Below are 20,065 nucleotides of genomic sequence, written 5' to 3'. Positions count from 1 at the left end.
TCAAAATCTGCCTTACGAAATTAATGGTCTCCCAATATCGTAATAGAAAATTAAAAGAGAAACGGATTCGTTGCAGAACGAATCCGTTTCTCTTTATTCAGACATCTAAGTTCATAACAGCCCTTGATTATCTTTTTCTATATCATACCCTACAATTTAACCTGCTAGAGTCTGATTTCAATTTCTTATTATCTAGTATTCTAGAGATTTGTGATTCAGCACAGGACGCATTGAAAGTACACTACTCAGTAGTTCCATCAAACTTTTTATTTCATAAGTGGGTTGAATGCCAGACGTATTTGTTTTTCTAGAAGGGTTGAACCAGCAGGTATCAATTCCGTACTTATTCCCTCCTTGAATATCCGAGGTTAAAGAATCGCCGACCATAAGGACCTTACTTTTATCTGAGATAGCTAGCTTGGTAAATGCGTAATCAAAAATTTCAGCCTGTGGCTTTTGATAACCCACTTCTTCTGAAATAATTACCTGTTCAAACACATGACGCAGCGGGGAAAGCTGAATTCTGGAGGTTTGAACCTCTTTTATTCCATTCGTAATAATCCCCAAACGGTACTCAGATAGTACGTCACATAATTCAACCGCTCCGTCCATCAAAAAAGCTCCTTCACCCAAATAACGTAAATAAGCAGTACTAAAGGCGTCTGGATTGAAGTCTAGCTTATGGACAGCAAACAATCGTTTAAATCTTTCCACCCGTAGCTGTGCTGAGGTAATAGATCCTTCCTCTGCCTCACGCCACAACGCACCGTTGATCTCATCATAGCTAGATTTATACTCAGTGGCCCCTTGCGGCAATCCAAATTGGGCAAACGTATTACGTAGCGCATGACTCTCTGCCATTTTAAAATCAAACAACGTATCATCAACATCAAACAAAATAATTTCGTATTTCATGACGACTTCCAACCTCCATGTCATAGCTTTTCTATATGGTTAAGTTCCATGAGCCATAGATTTGTTCCAGATAAGATATAAAAACGGAAAATAAACCATCAATGCAGTATGATCTCCCGGTAATTATACAGGACCTCATTGATCCGTCAAGTCATGACAAAAAGAATGGAGTAACATTTAATTCTTTAGAAATCCATGCCTCTATAACAGATTGATTGGAATTCACTAAGTATGTTAGTACTTTTTTCCAGGTTTGAGGGTAATCTTATCTCTTCTTCTTTAAGCATACTTATCAAAAGGTTTCGCCATTGAAATGAAGGACACAGTAGTGCCTAAATGCCTAATTTACAGTATCATAATTTTGTTCTCTGTCCAACAAAGTCATTGAACACGCTATAATTGAATCAATCTCGCCGATCTATCTTACTCCTTTCCAGACATTAGAAAAGTCGACTCCTTTTGATAGGAATCGACCGTTTTAATATCCTAGTGATTTTCATTAATCCATTCGGTTAATGTTTGATTAAAATAATGCGGTTCTTCAAACATCGGGTTATGCCCACTATGCTCAAAAACCACCTTTTTTACGTTCGTATAGCTACCATTGACCCGATCCCATGATGAAACAGGCGCGACCAGGTAATCAGTTCTTCCCAAACCAATCAATACAGGTTTACGGACATTCGCCAAAGACTGTATCAAATCCATGTTTCCGAAGGCTTCTCCCCATAAATAATCGATGATAGGCATGTTCGTGTACACATTATTCCACATGTAAGCTGCATCATAGGTATAATCATAAAAGCTTTGGGCTCCCATACGTATACACATGTGAACGAATCTTCTGTCGGGATCTCTTTTGATATCATTCTCTAATAAAACAATTTCCTTTTCAAAACGTTCTTTTCTGGCTGGACTGGCCGTTTCGTAAAAGTATGAAATGCTTTGCCGCTGTCTTTCTTGGCTGTTCGTAGGTGCTGAATTTAATAACACCACCTTTTCAATATAACCAGGGAATTGTTTAGCATATTCCAAAGCCATAAAGGCATGCCCAGAATGTCCTAATATGATAAATTGATCTAAATGAAGGCATTGTCTTGCTACTTCTATGTCATTGATGACTTTATCCAAAGTATAGTCTTCTGGTTTTAAAGCTCGAATCGGTTTTGCAAACCCTCTATGATCCAGAAAAATAAACTGAAAACTTTTATACAAATGGTTTGAGAATAAGCGAGGGTAATATATACTACTGCCAATCACTAATATCGGCTTCCCGCTACCTCTTATAGTATATTTCAGCTCAAATCCATCACTAATAATCGTTTGATAAGTGCTCATGTATAATCTCCTTTTCTTCTTTAAATCACTCCCTTTCCATTGTTTAAATCCCTCGTATTCTCCATAGATCGCTCCAGCACTACAACTCATCTCTGAAAGTACGTTCATTTTTATGAGAAAAGTTTAACATGGTTTTTTCAAAAACAAAACTGATTTACATTTTTTTTATTTGTCCTGATTTATAAAATTCACATTGAATTTTTGAGAAGCACATCTATTTGGAAATGAAAAAAACCGCGATAATCGCGGTTTACTATGTAGAGGTTATACTATGATTTGCTTGGCGGCGTCCTACTCTCCCAGGACCCTGCGGTCCAAGTACCATCGGCGCTGGAGGGCTTAACGGTCGTGTTCGGGATGGGTACGTGTGGAACCCCTCCGCTATCGCCACCAAACATGAATTTNNNCAAGGCGAGGGTCGCGGGTTCGATTCCCGTCGTCCGCTCCATATTTGCGCCCTTAGCTCAGCTGGATAGAGCGTTTGACTACGAATCAAAAGGCCGGGAGTTCGAATCTCTCAGGGCGCGCCATTAATTTCATAAGCCGGTGTGGCGGAATTGGCAGACGCGCGCGACTCAAAATCGTGAGGGAAACCGTGGAGGTTCGAGTCCTCTCACCGGCATTAATTTTCGGGATGTAGCTCAGCTTGGTAGAGCACCTGGTTTGGGACCAGGGGGTCGCATGTTCAAATCGTGTCATCCCGACCATTTTTTTTGCGGGTGTAGTTCAATGGTAGAACTCCAGCCTTCCAAGCTGGTAGCGTGGGTTCGATTCCCATCACCCGCTTTATATAGATGAAAGAAGAGATGGCTTAAGCCATCTCTTCTTTTTGTATTTTTAAAAAGCATTATCCTTAGTCAATGAAACTCAAGAGTTAGAACATTATATTCTAAATCGATGATGGCTCTGAGAAGCAATTGCTATTGTTACTACTTAAAGAATGGGCAGTGCGCAACCTAAATGTAACTCGCTTGACTCCAATGGCTCGCGGCGGACATTTTACCGCTATGGAAGCACCTGAGCTTTTAGCCCAGGACCTTAGCGCCTTCTACACGCCTTTTAGAGCGAAAAATAAATGAATCATGATTTAACTAGTGCATTGACTGGATGAAGAATAGGAAACTAGGGAATAATAGTTTCACCTCGGAAAACCGAATTTGGCCCAAAGGCCGAATATCGGTTTTTTTCGTTTTATGAGTGCCACGCCAACATTTTAAAAAATAAACGCTATGCCTTCAGAGTGGCAGTGTAGTCCTGATAGACGCTAATGATCCACCGTTGCTAACTATTCTGCACATGTGTTTATTTTCTAGACTACTGATAACAGGATACGTTAAGTGTGTGATTATGAACCTTCCATATAGTCCGAAAATAGCAATAATTTGAATCCAAATTCATAAGAGTGAAATAAGCAAATTCCATTTATTACATACTTAGTCCCTACCACACTTTACATGGGGCGTTTGTTTATTGTTATATGAACTAATTTTTGATCTAATAGAACTATTTCAACCTTTTTTCTTGATGCCGATATAATGGAGGGCCGCAAAAGCATAGTCCTATAGGCAGATGGAGATCGACTCGTTAAAACGGAAAACTTGAAGGTTGCGAATCAGAATTGTCTTACTGAAAAGGAGGGGGTTTACTAGAAAAAGACTCATTACGGAACTCAGAATTAAGGAAAAACGGAGGTTTTGTTATGGACAAAAAGAATGATAAAAGTTGATAAAAGTTGATAAAAGTTGCTTGATGAAGCGATTGACCATAAGCCACCGGAAGATTGAGGCCGATATGGGTCTCTCTAAAGATTGTACATCTAACTTATGATTGTGTCAGAATGTCAAAATTATTGTGGAAAATAAGAGAGCCCTGGGTTCTTGATAATTTCTTGTTTCCCGCATACAAATCTTACGTCTTGCGATTACAAGCGGCAAGATATAAGCATTAGGAGGAGAACCAATATGAATTCATTTAAGAAAACGAAGAGCTTGATCAGCGCCCTGACCGGGGCTGCACTATTATTCTCGCTACCACTGACGGCAGGCGCGGAGAGCAATATCAACTATACTGGCATGTTCCTGGGCTATGATGGAAGTGTAAACACCAGTCCTGTCTGGACCTACAACCCTGACATTGTCTCCTATGACCTGCTGAACTGGAACCAGGGGGGAGCCGATGCAGCCTCCATTACCTCAAATAACGCTTCCACCATCCAAGCCTTGGGGAAAATCGTCACCGTTTCCACCCACATGCCCAATCCACAGGGAGGAAATGTAAACGCCCCGATGTCTGATTCCGATTTTAATATTTTGGCCAATACAGACATTTCATCCATCAATTCGTCCAGCCCCGCATGGCTGCAAAATTATAAGGTTCAGGTTGACAATGTTGTGACCGGGCTGCAAAAGTTTAACTCATCCCCCGTGTACTACAGACCCTTTCATGAAATGAACGGAGGTTGGTTCTGGTGGGGAAACAAGAACACGGCAGACTATAAGAACCTGTACATCAATCTGTACAATTACATCGTGACGACCCGTGGCATGTCCAACGTCAATTTTGTCTATGCCCCAAATAAAGGAACCAACGCGGCTGCTTATTACCCCGGCTCTAGCTATGTCACATGGATTGGTATCGACGCTTACAGCGACGATCCGTCCAATGACAATGAAATCAAGATGGCTTACAATGACATCAAAGGACTTGGCAAAACGTATGGCTTCTGCGAAATTGGACCAGCCGTGGGCGGCGACCATGTGGATCGCAACAATAATCAGCTCAAGGAATTCGATTATTCGCTTTGGAACAACGCCCTGAATGAAGTCTACACTGGTGCAAGCTTCTTTATCACCTGGGATGGCGCTTATGCTCCGCAGAACAATACAAACGGCAGCACGCTGTTTACAAAGGAGAGCTCTCAGTAATTGCCTAGCTCCCAGCGTTCAGGCAGTACGGCATCAACGCGTTAGTCCCAGGCTGACCGTAGAGTCTTGGGAGAGTAAGATGTTTTCAAGAACGACAACAAAAGCACCACCTTAGTGAGTTGGCCCTGTCATATGGACAGTAATCAAAAAGCAATATTAAGCAACCTGAGTTCGATATTCATAAGGACTTAGGTTGCTTAGTTTTTGTCGAAAACGTTGAGGTAATCTCCTTTTCTAGCGAAGTGTAATTTAGACTCTGATAGACTAAAAAATCAAAAGACACGGCCTCCTGTTAGGAGAACGTGTCTTTTGGATCTACACAGCAATATGCAATACGCACGTTAAATATCTGTTGGTCAGATGCGGAGTTCCTTCTCGTCCGGAGCGAACTGACGATATTGAAAATACATACTAAGCCGCCAGTGTAACAAGGTCCCGAAGGCTAGTATGAAAAATAGCCCTGCTGTTTGCGGGATGGTAATGTAATGCTGAATAAATTCATGCAGCAGCAATCGGATGATCAGCAGGCTGATCAGGATAAAAAAGAAGGCGCGTGAGCGTTGCACGAAAACCAGCCCTTCTTGCAACTCAAACTTGGTGCTGCGGATCAACGGGTAGGAAAAAATAAACCAGCCGATCAGAAAAGCGCCCAGCGCCCAAGCCCAGGGAACCCGTACCTCTGGCACCACAAACATCATAAAACCAGTGCTCATGCCGAGCGGAGGAATGATGATTTTTTTGGCATTAATCGGGCGATGCCCTGTCTTCATACGGATGAAAATAGCCGATATAGCGATTAAAATCATGCCAAAAGTTGCGCCATATTGCAGCAATGGGGTGCTGATATGAAACATGGACTGGCCCCCTCTATAAGGAATATAAGCGTTATTGGACAGACTGCAAACCTTTTACATTATAGCACATATGCAATGGATATATTTAGTTACAGTCTGTCCTCCGGCAAGCGGATTATACGCCTCTGGGTGGTAACCGGCCCTATAATCGGGTCTCTTTTATCTTATGCGAGCTCTTGGGCTTGTACCTCACCTGCGGCTGATTTTTTCTCTTGGCGCATGATATAACCCATCGCTGCAATAATAAGGATAAAAGCAATGAGTGCGAGAAACGGAATGGTGATGAAATCCAACCAATTCAAGTAATCCTGCTCACAGGATACTCTGCCGCAGGCCGTTGAAGTTTGCGTGGCTGCTTTGGCGGCTGCATGGATACGCTGAATAATAAAATGATAGGCTGAAATTGCACCTCCGATAATAGCTAACGGCATAACGTAAATGCGTATTTTCGTATCGCCTCGAAAATATGCGATTCCAAGCAGAAGGGTCAGGGGGTACATCAGAATACGCTGGAACCAGCACAGCTTGCAAGGCTCATACCCCAGGATTTCGCTGAGATACAGACTGCCCAATGTGGCCACACAGGCTACAACCCAGGCGGCAAATAAAGCAATATCCGTTTTTTTAAACGATCCGATCATAGTAACGCTCCTTTTTAATTCAAATGAGAACAGGATGAACTCATTATGTCTTGTCCCATCGGCAGGCATGTACCGATATGCATGTCTTTATCCGTATTGTACTGTATTTTGAGTGTAGGGTCATACTTAAACATATTGACATCATTCACTATCATTTTTATAATTGCAGTAGTTTGGGAAGTGAATAAAGGTTCAAGATATATATTAAGAAATTAGGAGTGTGCCCAGAATGTCGAGCAGCCGTAAAAATGAAACCCTATCTGTTATTAGTGAAAGACATGCGGTAAAAAGTTATGTAAAAGATTTTAAAATGCCAGAGGAAGATCTGGAGGCTATTTTGACTGCCGCAGTGGAAGCTCCTTCCGCTTGGAACCTGCAACATTGGAAATTCCTTGTTATCGAGAGCGAAGCGGACAAACAGAAATTGCTGCCTATCGCCTACAACCAAGGTCAAGTAGCAGAGAGCTCTGTTACGATTGCCGTACTGGGTGATCTGGAAGCGAACCGCAATGCTGTCATTTATGATCAAGCCGTAGAAGCAGGCACACTGCCAGCGGAAATCCGTGACGCCTTGGTAGGCCAAATTAATGGCGCGTACCAAAACCCACAGGTGGCTCGTGATGCAGCAATCCTGAACTCTGCTCTTGCAGCACAAAACATTATGCTGGCTGCTAAATCTTTGGGCTACGATACTTGTGCAATGGGCGGCTTTATTCCAGCACAATTGATCGAGCAATTTAATATTCCGGCACGTTACCTGCCAACCATGCTTATTAGTGTAGGTAAGGCACAAGTGCCAGCACGTCCATCTGGACGCTTCCCACTGTCTGATGTTGTTGTAAAAGGCAGCTTCTAAGAAAAATAGCGAATATAAAAGGGTGTTCCCGCAATCATTTTGTGGTGGGGAACACCCTTTTTTACGTATTTTTACTGTCAAATTCCTTTTGATTTTTGTCTCTAATTTAGTCTGAGCGTTTGGACACGAGGTATACCAGTTCCAGCGTCAGGATCGGTAGAAAAACTGAAGCCGGATAGGCCAGATAGCGCGGCTCCCACTGCGGTTTGAACTTATCCTTAAAGCGTCGAAGTCCCTGAAAGCCGTAAAAATGTCCACCGTATTGAAAAACGAGTCGAGCCAGCTTTTCCTCTCGCAATGCCTTTTCGCTTTGTCCTACCTGAGATAACGGTGCCATGCCCAGATTAAAGGTCGTATATTCATTTTCCTTGGCCCACTCAATGACCCGTGTGAATAAGTAATCCATCGTTCCGTTTGGTGTGTCGGGCAGGTGACGCATGAGGTCGATAGAGACCGTCTGTCCATGATCATAAGCAGGGGCCATCGTGGCAAAAGCAATGACCTTCCCTTCAGAGTCCTTAAGCAATGCAATGGGAGCCAACTGAAGGTAAGATTCTTTGAACCAGCCAAGGGAATATCCCTTCTCCTTGCGCCCATCCAGCCAAATATCGGAGATATGACGCATCTCCTCAATCAACGCCGCGTCTAGAGGCGGCTGGATCATTTCGAACGAGTAGCCTTCGCGGTCAAAGCGGTTTTTGGCGCTGCGCAGCGCCTGATTGCTTTTGCCTGTCAGTGTAAAGGACTTCAGCGGCACGAGCGCTTCCTCTCCCAATTTAAAAAAGCGATAGCCGTTCTCGTGGTAGATGGACAAATACTCCGGTGATGCCTGATAAAATACAGCCGTCAACGCATATCGATCCGCAAACCGTTGGAATTCCTGAATGGCCTCACTTACACGTTCTTTCGGACCGAGGGGGTCTCCTAATACAATCAGTTTGTCCCGGCTGCGAGCATAGGGGAGAACCACCTGGTCGTCCTTGGTCCAATACAGGTATTTATCGCCCAGAAAAAGCATATGAGAAACGAGATTACCACCTTGCCGTTCCAGAAATTCTTTCAACTTAACCAGTTCCTGTGCGTCGGGGAGTTTGCCGATGCTACGCTGAGGACGAAGAAAGAAATACACTGTCAGGAATACCCATGCCAGAATCAAACTAAATACGGCCGTAACTCCGTAATCGCTGCGGTTCATAAAAAAGTCCAGGTGGACCTTGGCATGTATATGACGCATAAATGGAGTGTTGGAGCCTGCCCCAATCATAAAATAAGCTCCGGTTACGAGTAGAGATAATCCGCCCCATATTAAAATGTTGTGTCGATTCAGCGGCGCACTGACCCGGTAAAACCGTGAACGTGAAATCCACAGCATTAACGCCACGAACAGCAGGAATAAGGCTTCTTCAAAATCCAGACCTTTAGTGAAGGTGAAAATGGCGCCTGTCAGCAGCAGTATCAATGTCAGCCGCAATGCTCTGCGAATACGCAGAGAAATTCCGTGAGACAGGACGACCAGCATAATTCCGATGATGACCGAGATTTCATGCGATAAGCGCATAACGGGCAGGCTGAGCAAATGTTCAGCAAAACGGAGCCGATACAATAGACCGGGCGTAGCGGCTGACAATAGAAGCACCACGCCGGAGATGAGTACTAGCTTCCCGAGCGCCCACACTCCCAGATCGGCCAAGAACCGAAATTGACCAGGCCAGCTCCATACTTTCTGCCAGGCATTCAGGGAGTAATCCCAGCCTGTCTCCGCGAGCTGGCTCAGGCGCTCGTTACGCGGAATCATTTCCAGTGCAGCTAATACCAAGCCGATGAGCCACGGGATAATGAAATAAAAGACGCGAAAGACCAGCAGCACAGCCAGCGCCCGGTCCGAGTTGGCCCCTGCCATTTGCAGCCCAAGCAGAGCAATAATATCAAATGCGCCCACGCCTCCGGGTGCAAGACTGATTAACCCGGCAATTGCGGCTATCACATAAATACCGAACACAGCATGGAGCGGCAGTTCATGGAGCAAGTGTGTGCCGATCCATGCAAAGGTAAGACCGGCCAGCAGCCATTCCAGCAGAGAGGCGCCAATGGAGGCAGAGATGGTGAACCAGGAGAGTTGTCCTTCTCCCTTGTTGAACCAGGTGGCATACCTTTTGGAGCGCTGCATGATCAGAAATAGAGGCAGGTATAGTGCCATTCCCCACAGCGCCCAATGAAGCCATGGATGAGCATCCAGCACAGGCTGCACCGGATACAGATGGACAATAGCTCCCCAAGCCAGCAAAGATAGTCCGGTAATCACGACAGGCGAAAGAAATACGACTGCCGAGGTGATGACACCCAATGGCACACCGCTCTTTTTATACAGCACTGTGCGTAGTCCAGCGCCTGTAAAACCTGCAAAGCCGAATACATTATTGAAGGTATTGGAGATCCATGCGTACCGGAACGTCGCTCCAGGCTTGACTTGAAGCTTAAAATGATGCCTGATTACATAATCGTATGCACTCATAGCTGCCACCGCTGCCAGTGAGAACAAGCCGATTTCAATGAGAAACATGGCATCCATTCGCCGCAGCTCATGAAGCATCCTTGCCAGATTAAAGTTTTTTAGCTCTCGTCCAGCCTCCCATATAATAAAAGCCAGTACAGCCAGCGGTAGCAAAATACGTGTCAATCGCTGCCTGTAGATGGTCATTAAGTACTGTACGATTTTAAAGGATTGGATCGGTTTGTGATTTGACTTCATAGATTCACCTGCTTGAAAAGAATGAGATATACATGGAATGAAGAGCTTGGATGTCATGACTGATGAACATTACTATATATTATACCTATAATAATGGCTTGAATAACAACAGAAGGGTTACGAAATGGGAGTTTAGATTGATTGCTGTAAATAATTCCAATATAATGATGGAATACCTAGTAAATTGCTTGGCAATGGAGCTGACTGGATATGAGTATATGGGATCGCAATCTTTTTATACGTCGATTGGAGCTTTTGTGGCCTCCAGATGCTGACAGGAGCCAATACCCTTTTAACCTAAAGGCCCTTCATCAGTGGAATGAACTCAAATTTCATCCCTCCGTTACCTATATTATTGGCGAAAACGGCGTAGGCAAATCGACGCTGATGGAGGCAATCGCGGTTGCGTGGGGATTTAATCCAGAAGGTGGCACTAAAAACTTTAATTTTTCTACACAAGCCACGCATTCCTCGCTGCATGAGCATATCCGGCTGGTGAGAGGGATCGAAAAGCCGAGAGATGGCTTCTTTTTTCGAGCGGAAAGCTACTACAATGTAGCGACCCATATCGACGAGCTGGATCGCGAGGGGGGAGGTCGACCCATTCGAGATTCTTACGGAGGGAAGTCGCTGCATGAGCAGTCGCATGGCGAGTCTTTTTTTGCGGCATTTGTACATCGATTTGGAGGTCACGGATTGTATATTTTGGATGAACCCGAGGCAGCACTATCGCCCTTACGTCAGATGGCCATGCTTGCACGGATTCATGAGCTTGTGCAGCAGGGATCACAGTTTATCATTTCTACCCATTCCCCCATCTTGATGTCTTATCCAGATTCGATCCTGTATCATCTGACACATGAAGGGATCGACACACGGACGCTGGAGGAAACCGACCATTTTATCATCACCAAACAATTTCTGAATAACAAGGAAAGGTTATTGCAGGAACTATTCGAAGATTCACAATAAGGATTAGGGAGTTGGCAGAATCCACTTTGATGAGGAGAAAAACCGTATGAGTTAAAAACTCGATGTAATTATTCAGCGGATATCGGCTTTCAAGGTAGCAGCGCTGACTGCGCAAGCCCCTTGAAGTCCGTGAATCCTTTTGATATTCCATCTGCAGAAATTTGATTACGATATTGCGATAGCAATTGTACGAAAATAAAAGGGTGGTGAATCGTAGAAGGGGGACAACCTCATTATTTATGGTTGTTCCTTTTTGCTACCTCTGTCCAAGGAAAAATTCAGAGGTGTCGGAAGTATTTTATGATTGTTATTTGCCGCCCGCTCTATTAATATAATGAAGAGTTTTGCTAAAATGGTTGCAAAATAAGTATTTCGTATACGAAATAAAGAACCTGAGGAGGACAAAACGCAACATGTCGGATTCACAACAGTTGAAAATGGGCCCGCTCGTCATTTTGATGGTTAATATGTTTATTGCCATGCTGGGAATTGGACTCATTATTCCAATCCTCCCCAAGTTCATGGGTTCCTTGGGCGGCAGTGGTGAAACGGGAGGTTATCTGGTTGCCGTGTTTGGCTTAACCCAGTTTATGTTCTCACCGTTAGCTGGGGAATGGTCCGATAAATACGGACGTAAAAAAATGATTATTATCGGTTTGATCATCATGACAGTGTCTTCTGCGTTGTTTGCGATTGGAAACTCGTTGACCATGCTGTATATTTCCCGTTTGCTCGGAGGCGCGGGCGCGGCATTTATGATCCCTCCAATGATGGCTTATATTGCTGACATTACAACAGTCCATAACCGAGGCAGAGGAATGGGGCTGCTGGGGGCCGCTATGTCGCTTGGCTTTGTGATTGGTCCTGGGTTGGGCGGCTTTTTGGCACATACCTCGATGCGCACGCCCTTATATGTTTCGGCGGGGGTATCGGCCGTGGCTGCGCTAATCTCTTTGATTTTACTGCCTGAAACCTTGTCGTTGGAGAAACAGTTGAAATTTCGGAATGTTAAGGTGAAACGGGACAATGTGATTAAACAGTTTGCCCTTTCTTTCCGCAAGCCTTACTTTTTGCTACTGATTATGATATTCACGTTAACCTTTGGCCTGACGCATTTTGAAACGATGTTTCCTTTCTTTGTAACAGGCAAGTTTCACTATAATGAGGGTGATATTGCCACCATCATTACGGTAGGCGCGTTAGTCGGAACTATAATTCAAGCGGTGGTTATTAGTCCGATGTTGAACCGTTTTGGTGAAAAAGGTGTGATTATCGGTTCTTTCCTCTTTTCCGCAATTTCTCTTGTGCTAATGTTGCTCTCTGGTAACTTTTATTATGTACTCGGAGTATCGCTTGTTTTCTTTACCGCGACGTCGTTGCTGCGACCAGCCATTAATACTGCTTTATCCAAAATGGCAGGCGATGAGCAGGGAGTTGCAGCCGGGATGAACAATGCTTATATGAGTATTGGTAATATTCTGGGACCTGCGCTTGCTGGTACATTATTTGAGGTGCATATCAATTTGCCGTACATTTTTGGAGCGGTCATTCTCATGCTTAGTTTGGGGCTGGCGGTAAAATGGAAAAGCAGAGATACGCAATCCACAGCGGTTTAATGTAATTTCCACTGTAAAATAGTCTCTTTTGGTGTGAACTGTGACGTTCTTCTTATGAACCACAGATTGCAGCGGAAGAGGCTATTTTTTTATATACATAGCCATACGTTAATGAAACGACAAAATCCTGGGTAATAATGCATGATGAGTTTACAACCAGACAAAAAGTAGAAGTACAAAGCCAGATAATTTGTGAGTAATACGCTAAAAGGAGCTGGGATTAGATGGAAGAGCAGAAAGAGCAGTTATTTTATATAGGAACTTATGCGGCTCGTGAGGAAAGAGGAATTTACCTTCACCGGTGTGTATTGAACCTGCACGTTAATTACACAGCGTATGGCAAAAAGGGGTCAAAAAAGACGATGCGAAAGTAAAACACGGCGCTTTGTCCCACAATAAAGGCGTGGGCAAAACGCCGTGTTCAGATTTTGAAGGGGCTCATGATTACTTGCTGCTATCGCCAGCTTCTACCGTTGCTGTTTTGGTATGGTTTTCGGCAGGTTTGTAGTACAACCGGAACAGGATATCCTGATTGTAGTTACCGAACCCGGTACCGAACAGAGTTACCCCTCCAATATGCTGGGCATCATCCAAAATGGCGATACGGAATTTCCATTGCTTCTGATCAATCAGCACATCGTTTAGAGTCACATCGGATATCTGCTTCCCATCCATAAAGGTACCTTCGGACGTCACGCGAAGTCTCTTCAGTAGACCGTATTGATTGATAAAATCAGGCCACCATGAAGGTGTATATTTACCACGGTTATCACCAAAATCTCCCGGGCTGGTCCATGTGCCCAAGTTCACATCATTTAAGAAAAATGTGATGTCTGAAGGCCAATTATCATTGGTAAAAGGGGCTTCCGATGATAATTCCATCGAAATCTCCAGTTCCTCAGCTTTTTGACTGGACAATAGGAAATTCGGTACTTTATAATCCATATACCCTTGACTAAACCACAGAATTTTGGAATTGAAGCGCTCAGGGTCCAGAAACGAACGAGGCTCATCGAATTCTCCAATAATCTTTTCGACGGTGGCCAGGCCGCAGGTTGGCTGAATCTCAAAATCTGTAAAGTGCCCGACAGAAATTTCTGTCTGATGAAACTGCCGTACATCCTGCTGGTAGCGTGGCATGGCAATTTCAATTTTGTCCGTGGCCAATGAGCATACCTTCTGAACCCCGCCTCGTCCTGGCAGCATTTTAGTCGAAATAATGGATGCTCTCTCCAGTTTCTTGACATGCATCGTCATAATCGCACTACTGAGTCCCAGCGCTTCCGCCAGCTCACGTATATTCATAGGCTTCTCCGCAAGCAGAACAATCATGTTCAGCCGAACCTCACTGGCCAGCGCTTCATAAACGGGAAGTGATTTTTCAGAAATGTCCAGTTGCATAGTTCCTCCAATTCTAACGCACATCATAAATTGATGGTAGTTTAACATATATGGATTTTTTTCAATATTCATACATATAAAACGATATGATTTACATTTATATAAACAATATACCCTTTCCTTGATCGTTGGCACAAGCCTAACCCTGCAAAAAGGCAAAAATTGTTCAAAAAACAGGACATCCCATGAAATCTTTCTTTGTTTGTTGGGATGTCCTGTGATGGTATGTGTTTTACGGGATGTATACGGGAGCTATTCCAGGTGTAACTGATATTAGGACCGCATATGTTCGTCAGCTAAAGAAGAATCTGCGGTTGTATCTTTGTCAGGTGTGTATAATTCCTGGTGCTGTGAAGCATCGACCCTCATCAAGCCGGGATGACCCACATAAGGGCGATCACTTCGCGAGCGGCCTCGAGTAAGCCGGAAGCCGATCAGGAACAGCACAAGCTGTGCAGCCAGTATGTAGGGGGACGCTTCTGGTCCGAGCCACTGAAACAGGGAGACCACGGCAATGACCATGCACAACAGGCTTGTTGGGAAATGAGATGCTGTCACGTCCAAATCATTTTGTCTACGCAGGGTCATTAGACGATAGACATACAGCAGGGCGATCAAGCCGGAAACGAACCTTATCCATGCATACCCTATAAGCCATGAGGCAGATTGGGTAGTGTCGGGTAGACTAACATTGACATTGCTATAGGTTATCAGTTCCACAACGAGTCTTGAGATCAACCAGACGATTCCTGCCAGTGCCAGCGGTCCAGCTGCTGGGCGCAATAGTTTCCATAATGCCGTTCCCCAGCCTGGAGCATGGGATTCCAGCAGAACAAGTCGCCGTTCCTCAATAAGTTTGTTCATTTCACGCTCCAGTGATTTGAGAAGCAACTCCCGGCGGAACGTATCACATTCCCGGAGGGATGCTTGAACCTGCTCCTGAAGGTGAGGGGTCAAATAGGGAGCGGCTTTAGCCTCCTGAAGAGCATGGATTAGTCCCTTCTGGTGCTGCTGCTTATCGCTGTTGCTAAGAGCGTTCTGGGTAGCTGTCTGGAGATAACCAGCTAGCCGGCCATAGATACGGAGTGATTCCTGTAATTCTTCCAGCCGCTGCTGACGCGAATTTCGGAGCTGGGCTGCACTGTGAACATACAGCCATACCAGCAAGGACAACGCCAGCAGGCAGGCGATCAGACCGGGTGAGATATATGCGGCTAATGCCGCAAAGTCCGTTGGGGACACCCGCAATCCCTCCTTCCATTGTTCTTTCTACACTATTGCACAGACTACACAGGCATTTCAAGGGCTTGTATATCTCTAACCAAGAACTATAAAGTATTTTTTGGTAAAATAGATAAGATTACAGCAAGAAGGGGAGTCCGGCATGAATAAAAATATAAAAATTGTAACAGAACATCATGAGACATCGAATCAACCGAACGAGCTGCTTCGCGTAGATTACGTCATCCCAACCGTCGAGGAATATCGGGCTTTACGCAAAGAGGCCGGTTTGTCGCAAATTACGGAAGAAGCGGCAGCCAAGGGCCTGGCGAACAGCCTATTTGCTGTAACGCTACGGCTTGGACAGGAATTGGTCGGGATGGGCCGGGTGAGCGGTGATGGCGGTGTGTTTTTTCTGGTTACGGATATTGCAGTCAAGCCTTCGCATCAGGGGAAGGGCTATGGGCGTAAGCTTATGGAAGAGATTATGGAGTATTTGAGACGGGAGGTTCCGGCGGGCAGCTTTGCAACACTGATTGCGGATAAGCCAGCCGACCGATTATATGGGCAGTTTGGCTTCCAACTGGTCGGTCCAGGGTCAGAAGGGATGTACTGGCGACAGCCGGGGGGACTGTAAGCTGAAATCCTGCACGAGTTTGAGCTGGTTATAAAACGGATAAATAACAGTAAGAAAATTATAGATAGGAAGAAGGCACGTTAATATGAAGGTTATTATTTTCGGAGCAACAGGAACAATTGGTAAAGCGTTAGTAAAGGAAGCAATCAAACGTAAGTATGAGGTGACGGCAGCAGTGCGCGATCCGCAACGTGTGACAGAACAAAGTGAATATCTGACGGTGGTTCAGGCAGATATTCTAAACCCGAACTCCGTTACGGAGGTAGCCAAAGGGCACGATGCAATCATTAGCGCATATGGTCCCAAGTTTGGTGCTGAGGAGGAACTGCTAGAAGCGACTCGGTCTTTGCTGGAAGGAACCCGACGGTCTGGCGCAGAGCGCATCCTTGTGGTTGGCGGAGCGGGCAGTCTGAAAACAGAAAACGGTGAACGCCTCATGGATACCGCTGAGTTCCCGGAGGAACTCAAGCCACTGGCTGCTGCGCACGCTGATGCACTGGAACTGTACCGTGCTACGGATGTAGACTGGACATATTGTAGCCCTGCCGCAATTATTGAACCGGGAAAACGTACAGGACAGTTCCGTATTGGTTTGGATCACTTGGTGGTTGATGAGTTAGGTCATAGTCGTATCTCCGTTGAGGATTATGCGGTAGCCCTGATAGATGAATTAGTGGAAGGGGAATTTGTCAATTCCCGCTTTACCGTCGGATATTAAATCAAGAGGGATTGGCTATAGGGGAGGCGAAAAAGCATGTATATGGTGACCGCAGAACAAATGCGGCAACTGGATCGGTACACGATTGACAAGCTGGGCATCCCGGCCCTTACCTTGATGGAAAATGCCGGACGTGCAGTAGCGGACGAGGTTCTGAAGCTTGGTGCAGAGGGAGATAGGAAGAGCGGTGTCATAAAAAAGGTCACACACACAGGGTCGGGAGATGTACCAGGTCATGGTGGTGTTATACGGACGGATACATGGAGTCGAGAGCAGCATGACGTACGTGAACGAGCACACTGGTATATTCTCGTAGGTAAAGGCAACAACGGTGGTGACGGACTGGTAGCAGCGCGCCATTTGACCGATGCAGGTCTGCGCGTCACCGTTGTGTATGCCGAGCCGCCTGAAGCGCTGCGCGGTGAAGCGGCTGCCCAGCCCGACATCATCGCAGCGCTGGATATCCCGGTTATCCTTTATGGTCAGGATAACCTCGACCTGCGCGGTGCCTCCGGCATCGTCGATGCCCTGCTGGGCACAGGTACGCAAGGACCACCGCGCGAACCTTACGCCTCGCTGATCCGCGAGGCCAATGCCAGTGGCGCGCCGCTCGTGTCGGTAGACGTGCCTAGCGGTCTTGACGCCGACACAGGTGCGCTGCACGAGCCGTGCATTCGTGCGAGTGTCACCGTATGCCTCGCCTACTTGAAGGGTGGGCTCGTCCAATATCCGGGCGCCGGAACCGCTGGTGATGTGGTGGTACGCTACATCGGTATCCCGCCTGGTCTCGCCCGTGAGTGCGGCGTGCAGGTGCAGCTCCTGACCGGCGATACGCTGCACGATGCGCTGGGCGTAGATGTCAGCCGCAGCCGTGAGCCGGACGGGCACAAGGGCACCTATGGCCACGTTCTGGTCGCGGCCGGCAGCCTGCGCATGAGCGGTGCCGGTCTGCTGGCCGCACGTGCCGCCTTGCGCATCGGCAGCGGCCTTGTGACGTGGGCCGTGCCCGAGGCGCTGCTTCCGCACGTCATTGGCGCCGCGCCGGAGTTGATGCTCGCTGCCGCAGCAACAGGCGAAGACGGCGAATGGAACGCCGACTCCGCAGACGAGCTGCTCCAGCTTGCGCAGGCGCGCGATGTGCTGGCCGTCGGGCCCGGTCTCGGCCGCTTCGCAGGAGACACTGGCTGGCTGCGCCGCCTGTGGGAGGAATACAGCGGTCCGCTTGTGCTTGATGCGGACGCCTTGAACATCCTCGCCTCGGTGGGGCCTGAGCTTGAGGCCTGGAAGCCGAGGAATGCGGCGGTCGTGCTGACGCCGCACCCCGGTGAAATGGCTCGTCTGCTGGGCATACCGACAGCAGAGGTGCAGCGTGACCGAATCAGCCATGCACGGGATTATGCCCGGACACGCGGAGTCACGCTGGTGCTCAAAGGAGCCCGCACGGTCATCGCGTGTCCTGACGGAACGGCCTACGTCAATACCACAGGTCACGCCGGGATGGCGACAGGCGGTGCGGGCGATGTGCTGACAGGCATCATCGCAGGTTTGTTGGCTCAAGGCTTGAACGCTTCCCAGGCAGCAGCCTTTGGTGTGTATTTGCATGGGGCGGCTGGAGAAACGGCCGCGCGCCATCGTCAGCATCCCGCCTCAGTGGTAGCTGGCGACATTATTGAAGCCCTATAATCCATAGCAGTAGTGGCAGGAGGAAGGCCAGTATGATCTGTACTCCATATTCACGGTTCAGCCAGTGCCTTCCCCCATAATACAGCAGTGTAATCCCTGCACCTGCCATGCCGTTGCTCCATAATATGCCTGTTCCCGCAGACGACATCAAAGATCCTAGCAGAAGAAAGACACTGAATCCTACGGCAAGGTATAGTGTGAATTGCTCAGGCTTGCGAAGCCAGGGTAAAAGATCATATAGCGCATCAGCGGCAAGAGCTGCCGGTAGGGCAAAGCCATAGGCCCACAATTGTGCGGTCAGTTCACCGCTATTACCTGCTATAGTTACCGGCAGTCCCGTGATTTCCTCTGTCAGATAGCAGTAAAGCCATAAGAGACCAAAAACCAATCCTCCACAGGCTAGCTTATTCAGGGCATAACATCCAAGCTCCATACGCCAAGGCATTTTGGAATTGAATTCATTCCAAGGCTGTCTCATATTGGCGATTCCCTCCTCATTCGATTTGGTGAATCAAAACCATTCCAGGGATTTATTATCAATTACAATCCGCTTACCGTTTATGACATTTCTGTTTACGTTAGCTGTGTATCATGTTCCTAAGCGAAATAAAGATTGCGGATAGCCGCGGAACGGAAAGGCGGGGATTGCATGATACAGGCGGTTATTTTTAATCTGGAAAGTACTTTGCTAGACCCCGGAGGACGGGGCTTGATTCAGGGAATGCGCGATATTTTCAGGTGGAAGGGTATACAGCTAACTGAAGAACAGGTATCTCATGGACGGGGACTGCCCATCCGGGATCATATTGCAAATGTGCTGGGGCTTGCAGAGGTTCGTAGAAAATGGCTGGAGTGCTTTGGTGCGCATCCTGGCAGAGTGGATATCGAGCATATTTATCTTGAGCTTGTCCCTGTTCTTCGCTCTTTGATCCAGGGGGCTGAGACTGCTGCTGGTATAGATAGGGCGCTGCAGGAGTTGCAAGATCGCAATATTCAGTCAGGCGCTACTGCCTCCTGCCCGATGGAAATGCTGAGTCATGTGTTCACGCCTGTACAGTCACCCTATACGCTGGATTGTATGGTAGCCCCTTGTGAAGTTTCGCAGGGGAGGCCTTATCCGTGGATGATCTATGAAATTGCACATCGCTTACAGGTATTCCCGCTTAGCGATATTGTGAAGGTAGGAGATACAGCAGCCGATATGCAAGAAGGACGAAATGCTGGCGTTTGGACGATTGGTGTGTTGAACCATAACGTGGGCGATCTGAATACAGATCACACAACCAGTACAAGCTGTGAAACGGACGACAGAGTGGCTGAGGAACGACGCAGACAGAATATATATGGTTTGAAAAGGGCAGGGGCCCACCTTGTGATGAACTCGGTCGCTGATCTGCCGCGTATTTTGCGTGAAATTGAAATGCTCCAGCATACGGGAGGCTATCCTTCGTATATGAAACCGAAGAAAACAGCTGCGATTCCCCCATCATGAGAATAACGGCGTAACTTTTAAGTACTTGATAGACCTTCTATGTTATAT

General features: G+C 46.6%; 16 protein-coding genes, 4 tRNA genes and 1 rRNA gene. 12 read left to right on the top strand and 9 right to left on the bottom strand.

Translation table 11 applies throughout. From position 1 onward, the window contains the following. Positions 1-192 precede the first annotated feature (192 nt). The 3 genes from ACQQ6X_RS03170 to rrf all read right to left on the bottom strand — a co-directional run bounded on the left by ACQQ6X_RS03170 (position 193) and on the right by rrf (position 2,648). Complete coding sequence (locus ACQQ6X_RS03170; protein WP_305168078.1) at positions 193-915, bottom strand: YjjG family noncanonical pyrimidine nucleotidase; 723 nt, start codon at positions 913-915, stop codon at positions 193-195. Between the two features lie 486 nt (positions 916-1,401). Next, positions 1,402-2,253, bottom strand: a complete 852-nt coding sequence (locus ACQQ6X_RS03165) for an alpha/beta fold hydrolase (protein WP_305168077.1) — start codon at positions 2,251-2,253, stop codon at positions 1,402-1,404. A 278-nt stretch (positions 2,254-2,531) separates the two neighbouring features. Next, positions 2,532-2,648: ribosomal RNA gene (gene rrf / locus ACQQ6X_RS03160) — 5S ribosomal RNA — on the bottom strand. Positions 2,649-2,706: 58 nt separating this feature from the next. Here rrf and ACQQ6X_RS03155 point away from each other — a divergent pair. From ACQQ6X_RS03155 to ACQQ6X_RS03135, 5 genes are all read left to right on the top strand, one after another. Beyond that, positions 2,707-2,783: transfer RNA gene (locus tag ACQQ6X_RS03155), tRNA-Arg, on the top strand. Positions 2,784-2,795: 12 nt separating this feature from the next. Further along, a tRNA-Leu gene (locus ACQQ6X_RS03150) sits at positions 2,796-2,875 on the top strand. A gap of 8 nt (positions 2,876-2,883) precedes the next feature. Beyond that, positions 2,884-2,960 (top strand) — tRNA-Pro (locus ACQQ6X_RS03145). Between the two features lie 8 nt (positions 2,961-2,968). Then, positions 2,969-3,039: transfer RNA gene (locus tag ACQQ6X_RS03140), tRNA-Gly, on the top strand. Between the two features lie 1,175 nt (positions 3,040-4,214). Continuing rightward, on the top strand, positions 4,215-5,177 hold the full coding sequence (locus ACQQ6X_RS03135) for a glycoside hydrolase family 26 protein (protein WP_305168075.1): 963 nt from the start codon (positions 4,215-4,217) through the stop codon (positions 5,175-5,177). Between the two features lie 356 nt (positions 5,178-5,533). On the opposite strand, the gene ACQQ6X_RS03130 is transcribed toward ACQQ6X_RS03135, so the two are convergent. Both ACQQ6X_RS03130 and ACQQ6X_RS03125 read right to left on the bottom strand, forming a co-directional pair. Then, complete coding sequence (locus ACQQ6X_RS03130; RefSeq protein WP_305168074.1) at positions 5,534-6,031, bottom strand: CcdC family protein; 498 nt, start codon at positions 6,029-6,031, stop codon at positions 5,534-5,536. A 164-nt stretch (positions 6,032-6,195) separates the two neighbouring features. Then, on the bottom strand, positions 6,196-6,672 hold the full coding sequence (locus ACQQ6X_RS03125; RefSeq protein ID WP_149035194.1) for a disulfide oxidoreductase: 477 nt from the start codon (positions 6,670-6,672) through the stop codon (positions 6,196-6,198). Positions 6,673-6,901: 229 nt separating this feature from the next. On the opposite strand from ACQQ6X_RS03125, the gene ACQQ6X_RS03120 reads away from it, so the two are divergent. Next, complete coding sequence (locus ACQQ6X_RS03120) at positions 6,902-7,528, top strand: nitroreductase family protein (protein ID WP_063213906.1); 627 nt, start codon at positions 6,902-6,904, stop codon at positions 7,526-7,528. A 106-nt stretch (positions 7,529-7,634) separates the two neighbouring features. Here ACQQ6X_RS03120 and mprF read toward each other — a convergent pair whose 3' ends face one another. Next, a complete protein-coding gene (gene mprF, locus ACQQ6X_RS03115) occupies positions 7,635-10,277 on the bottom strand; it encodes a bifunctional lysylphosphatidylglycerol flippase/synthetase MprF (RefSeq protein WP_305168073.1) in 2,643 nt (880 codons plus the stop codon). Positions 10,278-10,487: 210 nt separating this feature from the next. On the opposite strand from mprF, the gene ACQQ6X_RS03110 reads away from it, so the two are divergent. Both ACQQ6X_RS03110 and ACQQ6X_RS03105 read left to right on the top strand, forming a co-directional pair. Next, positions 10,488-11,249 carry an AAA family ATPase gene (locus ACQQ6X_RS03110; RefSeq protein ID WP_149035197.1) on the top strand — a complete coding sequence of 254 codons (762 nt, stop codon included), beginning with the start codon at positions 10,488-10,490 and terminating at the stop codon, positions 11,247-11,249. Positions 11,250-11,662: 413 nt separating this feature from the next. After that, a complete protein-coding gene (locus tag ACQQ6X_RS03105) occupies positions 11,663-12,865 on the top strand; it encodes an MFS transporter (RefSeq protein WP_305168072.1) in 1,203 nt (400 codons plus the stop codon). Positions 12,866-13,309: 444 nt separating this feature from the next. On the opposite strand, the gene ACQQ6X_RS03100 is transcribed toward ACQQ6X_RS03105, so the two are convergent. After that, the gene (locus ACQQ6X_RS03100; RefSeq protein ID WP_063213911.1) at positions 13,310-14,266 is read right to left on the bottom strand and encodes an ArsR/SmtB family transcription factor; all 957 of its coding nucleotides are present in this window, start codon (positions 14,264-14,266) and stop codon (positions 13,310-13,312) included. Positions 14,267-14,539: 273 nt separating this feature from the next. Further along, positions 14,540-15,508 carry a hypothetical protein gene (locus ACQQ6X_RS03095; protein WP_305168071.1) on the bottom strand — a complete coding sequence of 323 codons (969 nt, stop codon included), beginning with the start codon at positions 15,506-15,508 and terminating at the stop codon, positions 14,540-14,542. 142 nt (positions 15,509-15,650) lie between these two features. Here ACQQ6X_RS03095 and ACQQ6X_RS03090 point away from each other — a divergent pair, with 142 nt between their 5' ends. From ACQQ6X_RS03090 to ACQQ6X_RS03080, 3 genes are all read left to right on the top strand, one after another. Next, positions 15,651-16,124 carry a GNAT family N-acetyltransferase gene (locus tag ACQQ6X_RS03090; RefSeq protein WP_305168070.1) on the top strand — a complete coding sequence of 158 codons (474 nt, stop codon included), beginning with the start codon at positions 15,651-15,653 and terminating at the stop codon, positions 16,122-16,124. 85 nt (positions 16,125-16,209) lie between these two features. Next, positions 16,210-16,842 (top strand): NAD(P)-dependent oxidoreductase, encoded by a 633-nt coding sequence (locus tag ACQQ6X_RS03085; RefSeq protein ID WP_305168069.1) that lies wholly within the window; start codon positions 16,210-16,212, stop codon positions 16,840-16,842. 36 nt (positions 16,843-16,878) lie between these two features. After that, on the top strand, positions 16,879-18,525 hold the full coding sequence (locus ACQQ6X_RS03080; RefSeq protein WP_305168068.1) for an NAD(P)H-hydrate dehydratase: 1,647 nt from the start codon (positions 16,879-16,881) through the stop codon (positions 18,523-18,525). Here ACQQ6X_RS03080 and ACQQ6X_RS03075 read toward each other — a convergent pair. After that, positions 18,509-19,003, bottom strand: coding sequence for a hypothetical protein (locus ACQQ6X_RS03075; protein ID WP_305168067.1), 495 nt, complete (start codon positions 19,001-19,003; stop codon positions 18,509-18,511). The genes ACQQ6X_RS03080 and ACQQ6X_RS03075 overlap by 17 nt on opposite strands. 171 nt (positions 19,004-19,174) lie before the next feature. Between ACQQ6X_RS03075 and ACQQ6X_RS03070 the strand changes: the two genes are divergently transcribed. Then, the gene (locus ACQQ6X_RS03070; RefSeq protein ID WP_305168066.1) at positions 19,175-20,017 is read left to right on the top strand and encodes an HAD hydrolase-like protein; all 843 of its coding nucleotides are present in this window, start codon (positions 19,175-19,177) and stop codon (positions 20,015-20,017) included. Positions 20,018-20,065 lie beyond the last annotated feature (48 nt).

Source organism: Paenibacillus ottowii (assembly GCF_050516475.1).
In the GTDB taxonomy this organism is placed as follows: Bacteria; Bacillota; Bacilli; order Paenibacillales; family Paenibacillaceae; genus Paenibacillus; species Paenibacillus ottowii.
Note: the sequence above shows the minus strand (reverse complement) of the source record. Positions and strands in the feature narration are given on the sequence as shown.

Excerpts from the sequence above, each read along its gene's own strand:
- ACQQ6X_RS03170 (WP_305168078.1), bottom strand. The coding sequence starts at position 915 with ATGAAATACGAAATTATTTTGTTTGATGTTGATGATACGTTGTTTGAT.
- ACQQ6X_RS03165 (WP_305168077.1), bottom strand. The coding sequence starts at position 2,253 with ATGAGCACTTATCAAACGATTATTAGTGATGGATTTGAGCTGAAATAT.
- ACQQ6X_RS03135 (WP_305168075.1), top strand. The coding sequence starts at position 4,215 with ATGAATTCATTTAAGAAAACGAAGAGCTTGATCAGCGCCCTGACCGGG.
- ACQQ6X_RS03130 (WP_305168074.1), bottom strand. The coding sequence starts at position 6,031 with ATGTTTCATATCAGCACCCCATTGCTGCAATATGGCGCAACTTTTGGC.
- ACQQ6X_RS03125 (WP_149035194.1), bottom strand. The coding sequence starts at position 6,672 with ATGATCGGATCGTTTAAAAAAACGGATATTGCTTTATTTGCCGCCTGG.
- ACQQ6X_RS03120 (WP_063213906.1), top strand. The coding sequence starts at position 6,902 with ATGTCGAGCAGCCGTAAAAATGAAACCCTATCTGTTATTAGTGAAAGA.
- mprF (WP_305168073.1), bottom strand. The coding sequence starts at position 10,277 with ATGAAGTCAAATCACAAACCGATCCAATCCTTTAAAATCGTACAGTAC.
- ACQQ6X_RS03110 (WP_149035197.1), top strand. The coding sequence starts at position 10,488 with ATGAGTATATGGGATCGCAATCTTTTTATACGTCGATTGGAGCTTTTG.
- ACQQ6X_RS03105 (WP_305168072.1), top strand. The coding sequence starts at position 11,663 with ATGTCGGATTCACAACAGTTGAAAATGGGCCCGCTCGTCATTTTGATG.
- ACQQ6X_RS03100 (WP_063213911.1), bottom strand. The coding sequence starts at position 14,266 with ATGCAACTGGACATTTCTGAAAAATCACTTCCCGTTTATGAAGCGCTG.
- ACQQ6X_RS03090 (WP_305168070.1), top strand. The coding sequence starts at position 15,651 with ATGAATAAAAATATAAAAATTGTAACAGAACATCATGAGACATCGAAT.
- ACQQ6X_RS03085 (WP_305168069.1), top strand. The coding sequence starts at position 16,210 with ATGAAGGTTATTATTTTCGGAGCAACAGGAACAATTGGTAAAGCGTTA.
- ACQQ6X_RS03080 (WP_305168068.1), top strand. The coding sequence starts at position 16,879 with ATGTATATGGTGACCGCAGAACAAATGCGGCAACTGGATCGGTACACG.
- ACQQ6X_RS03075 (WP_305168067.1), bottom strand. The coding sequence starts at position 19,003 with ATGAGACAGCCTTGGAATGAATTCAATTCCAAAATGCCTTGGCGTATG.
- ACQQ6X_RS03070 (WP_305168066.1), top strand. The coding sequence starts at position 19,175 with ATGATACAGGCGGTTATTTTTAATCTGGAAAGTACTTTGCTAGACCCC.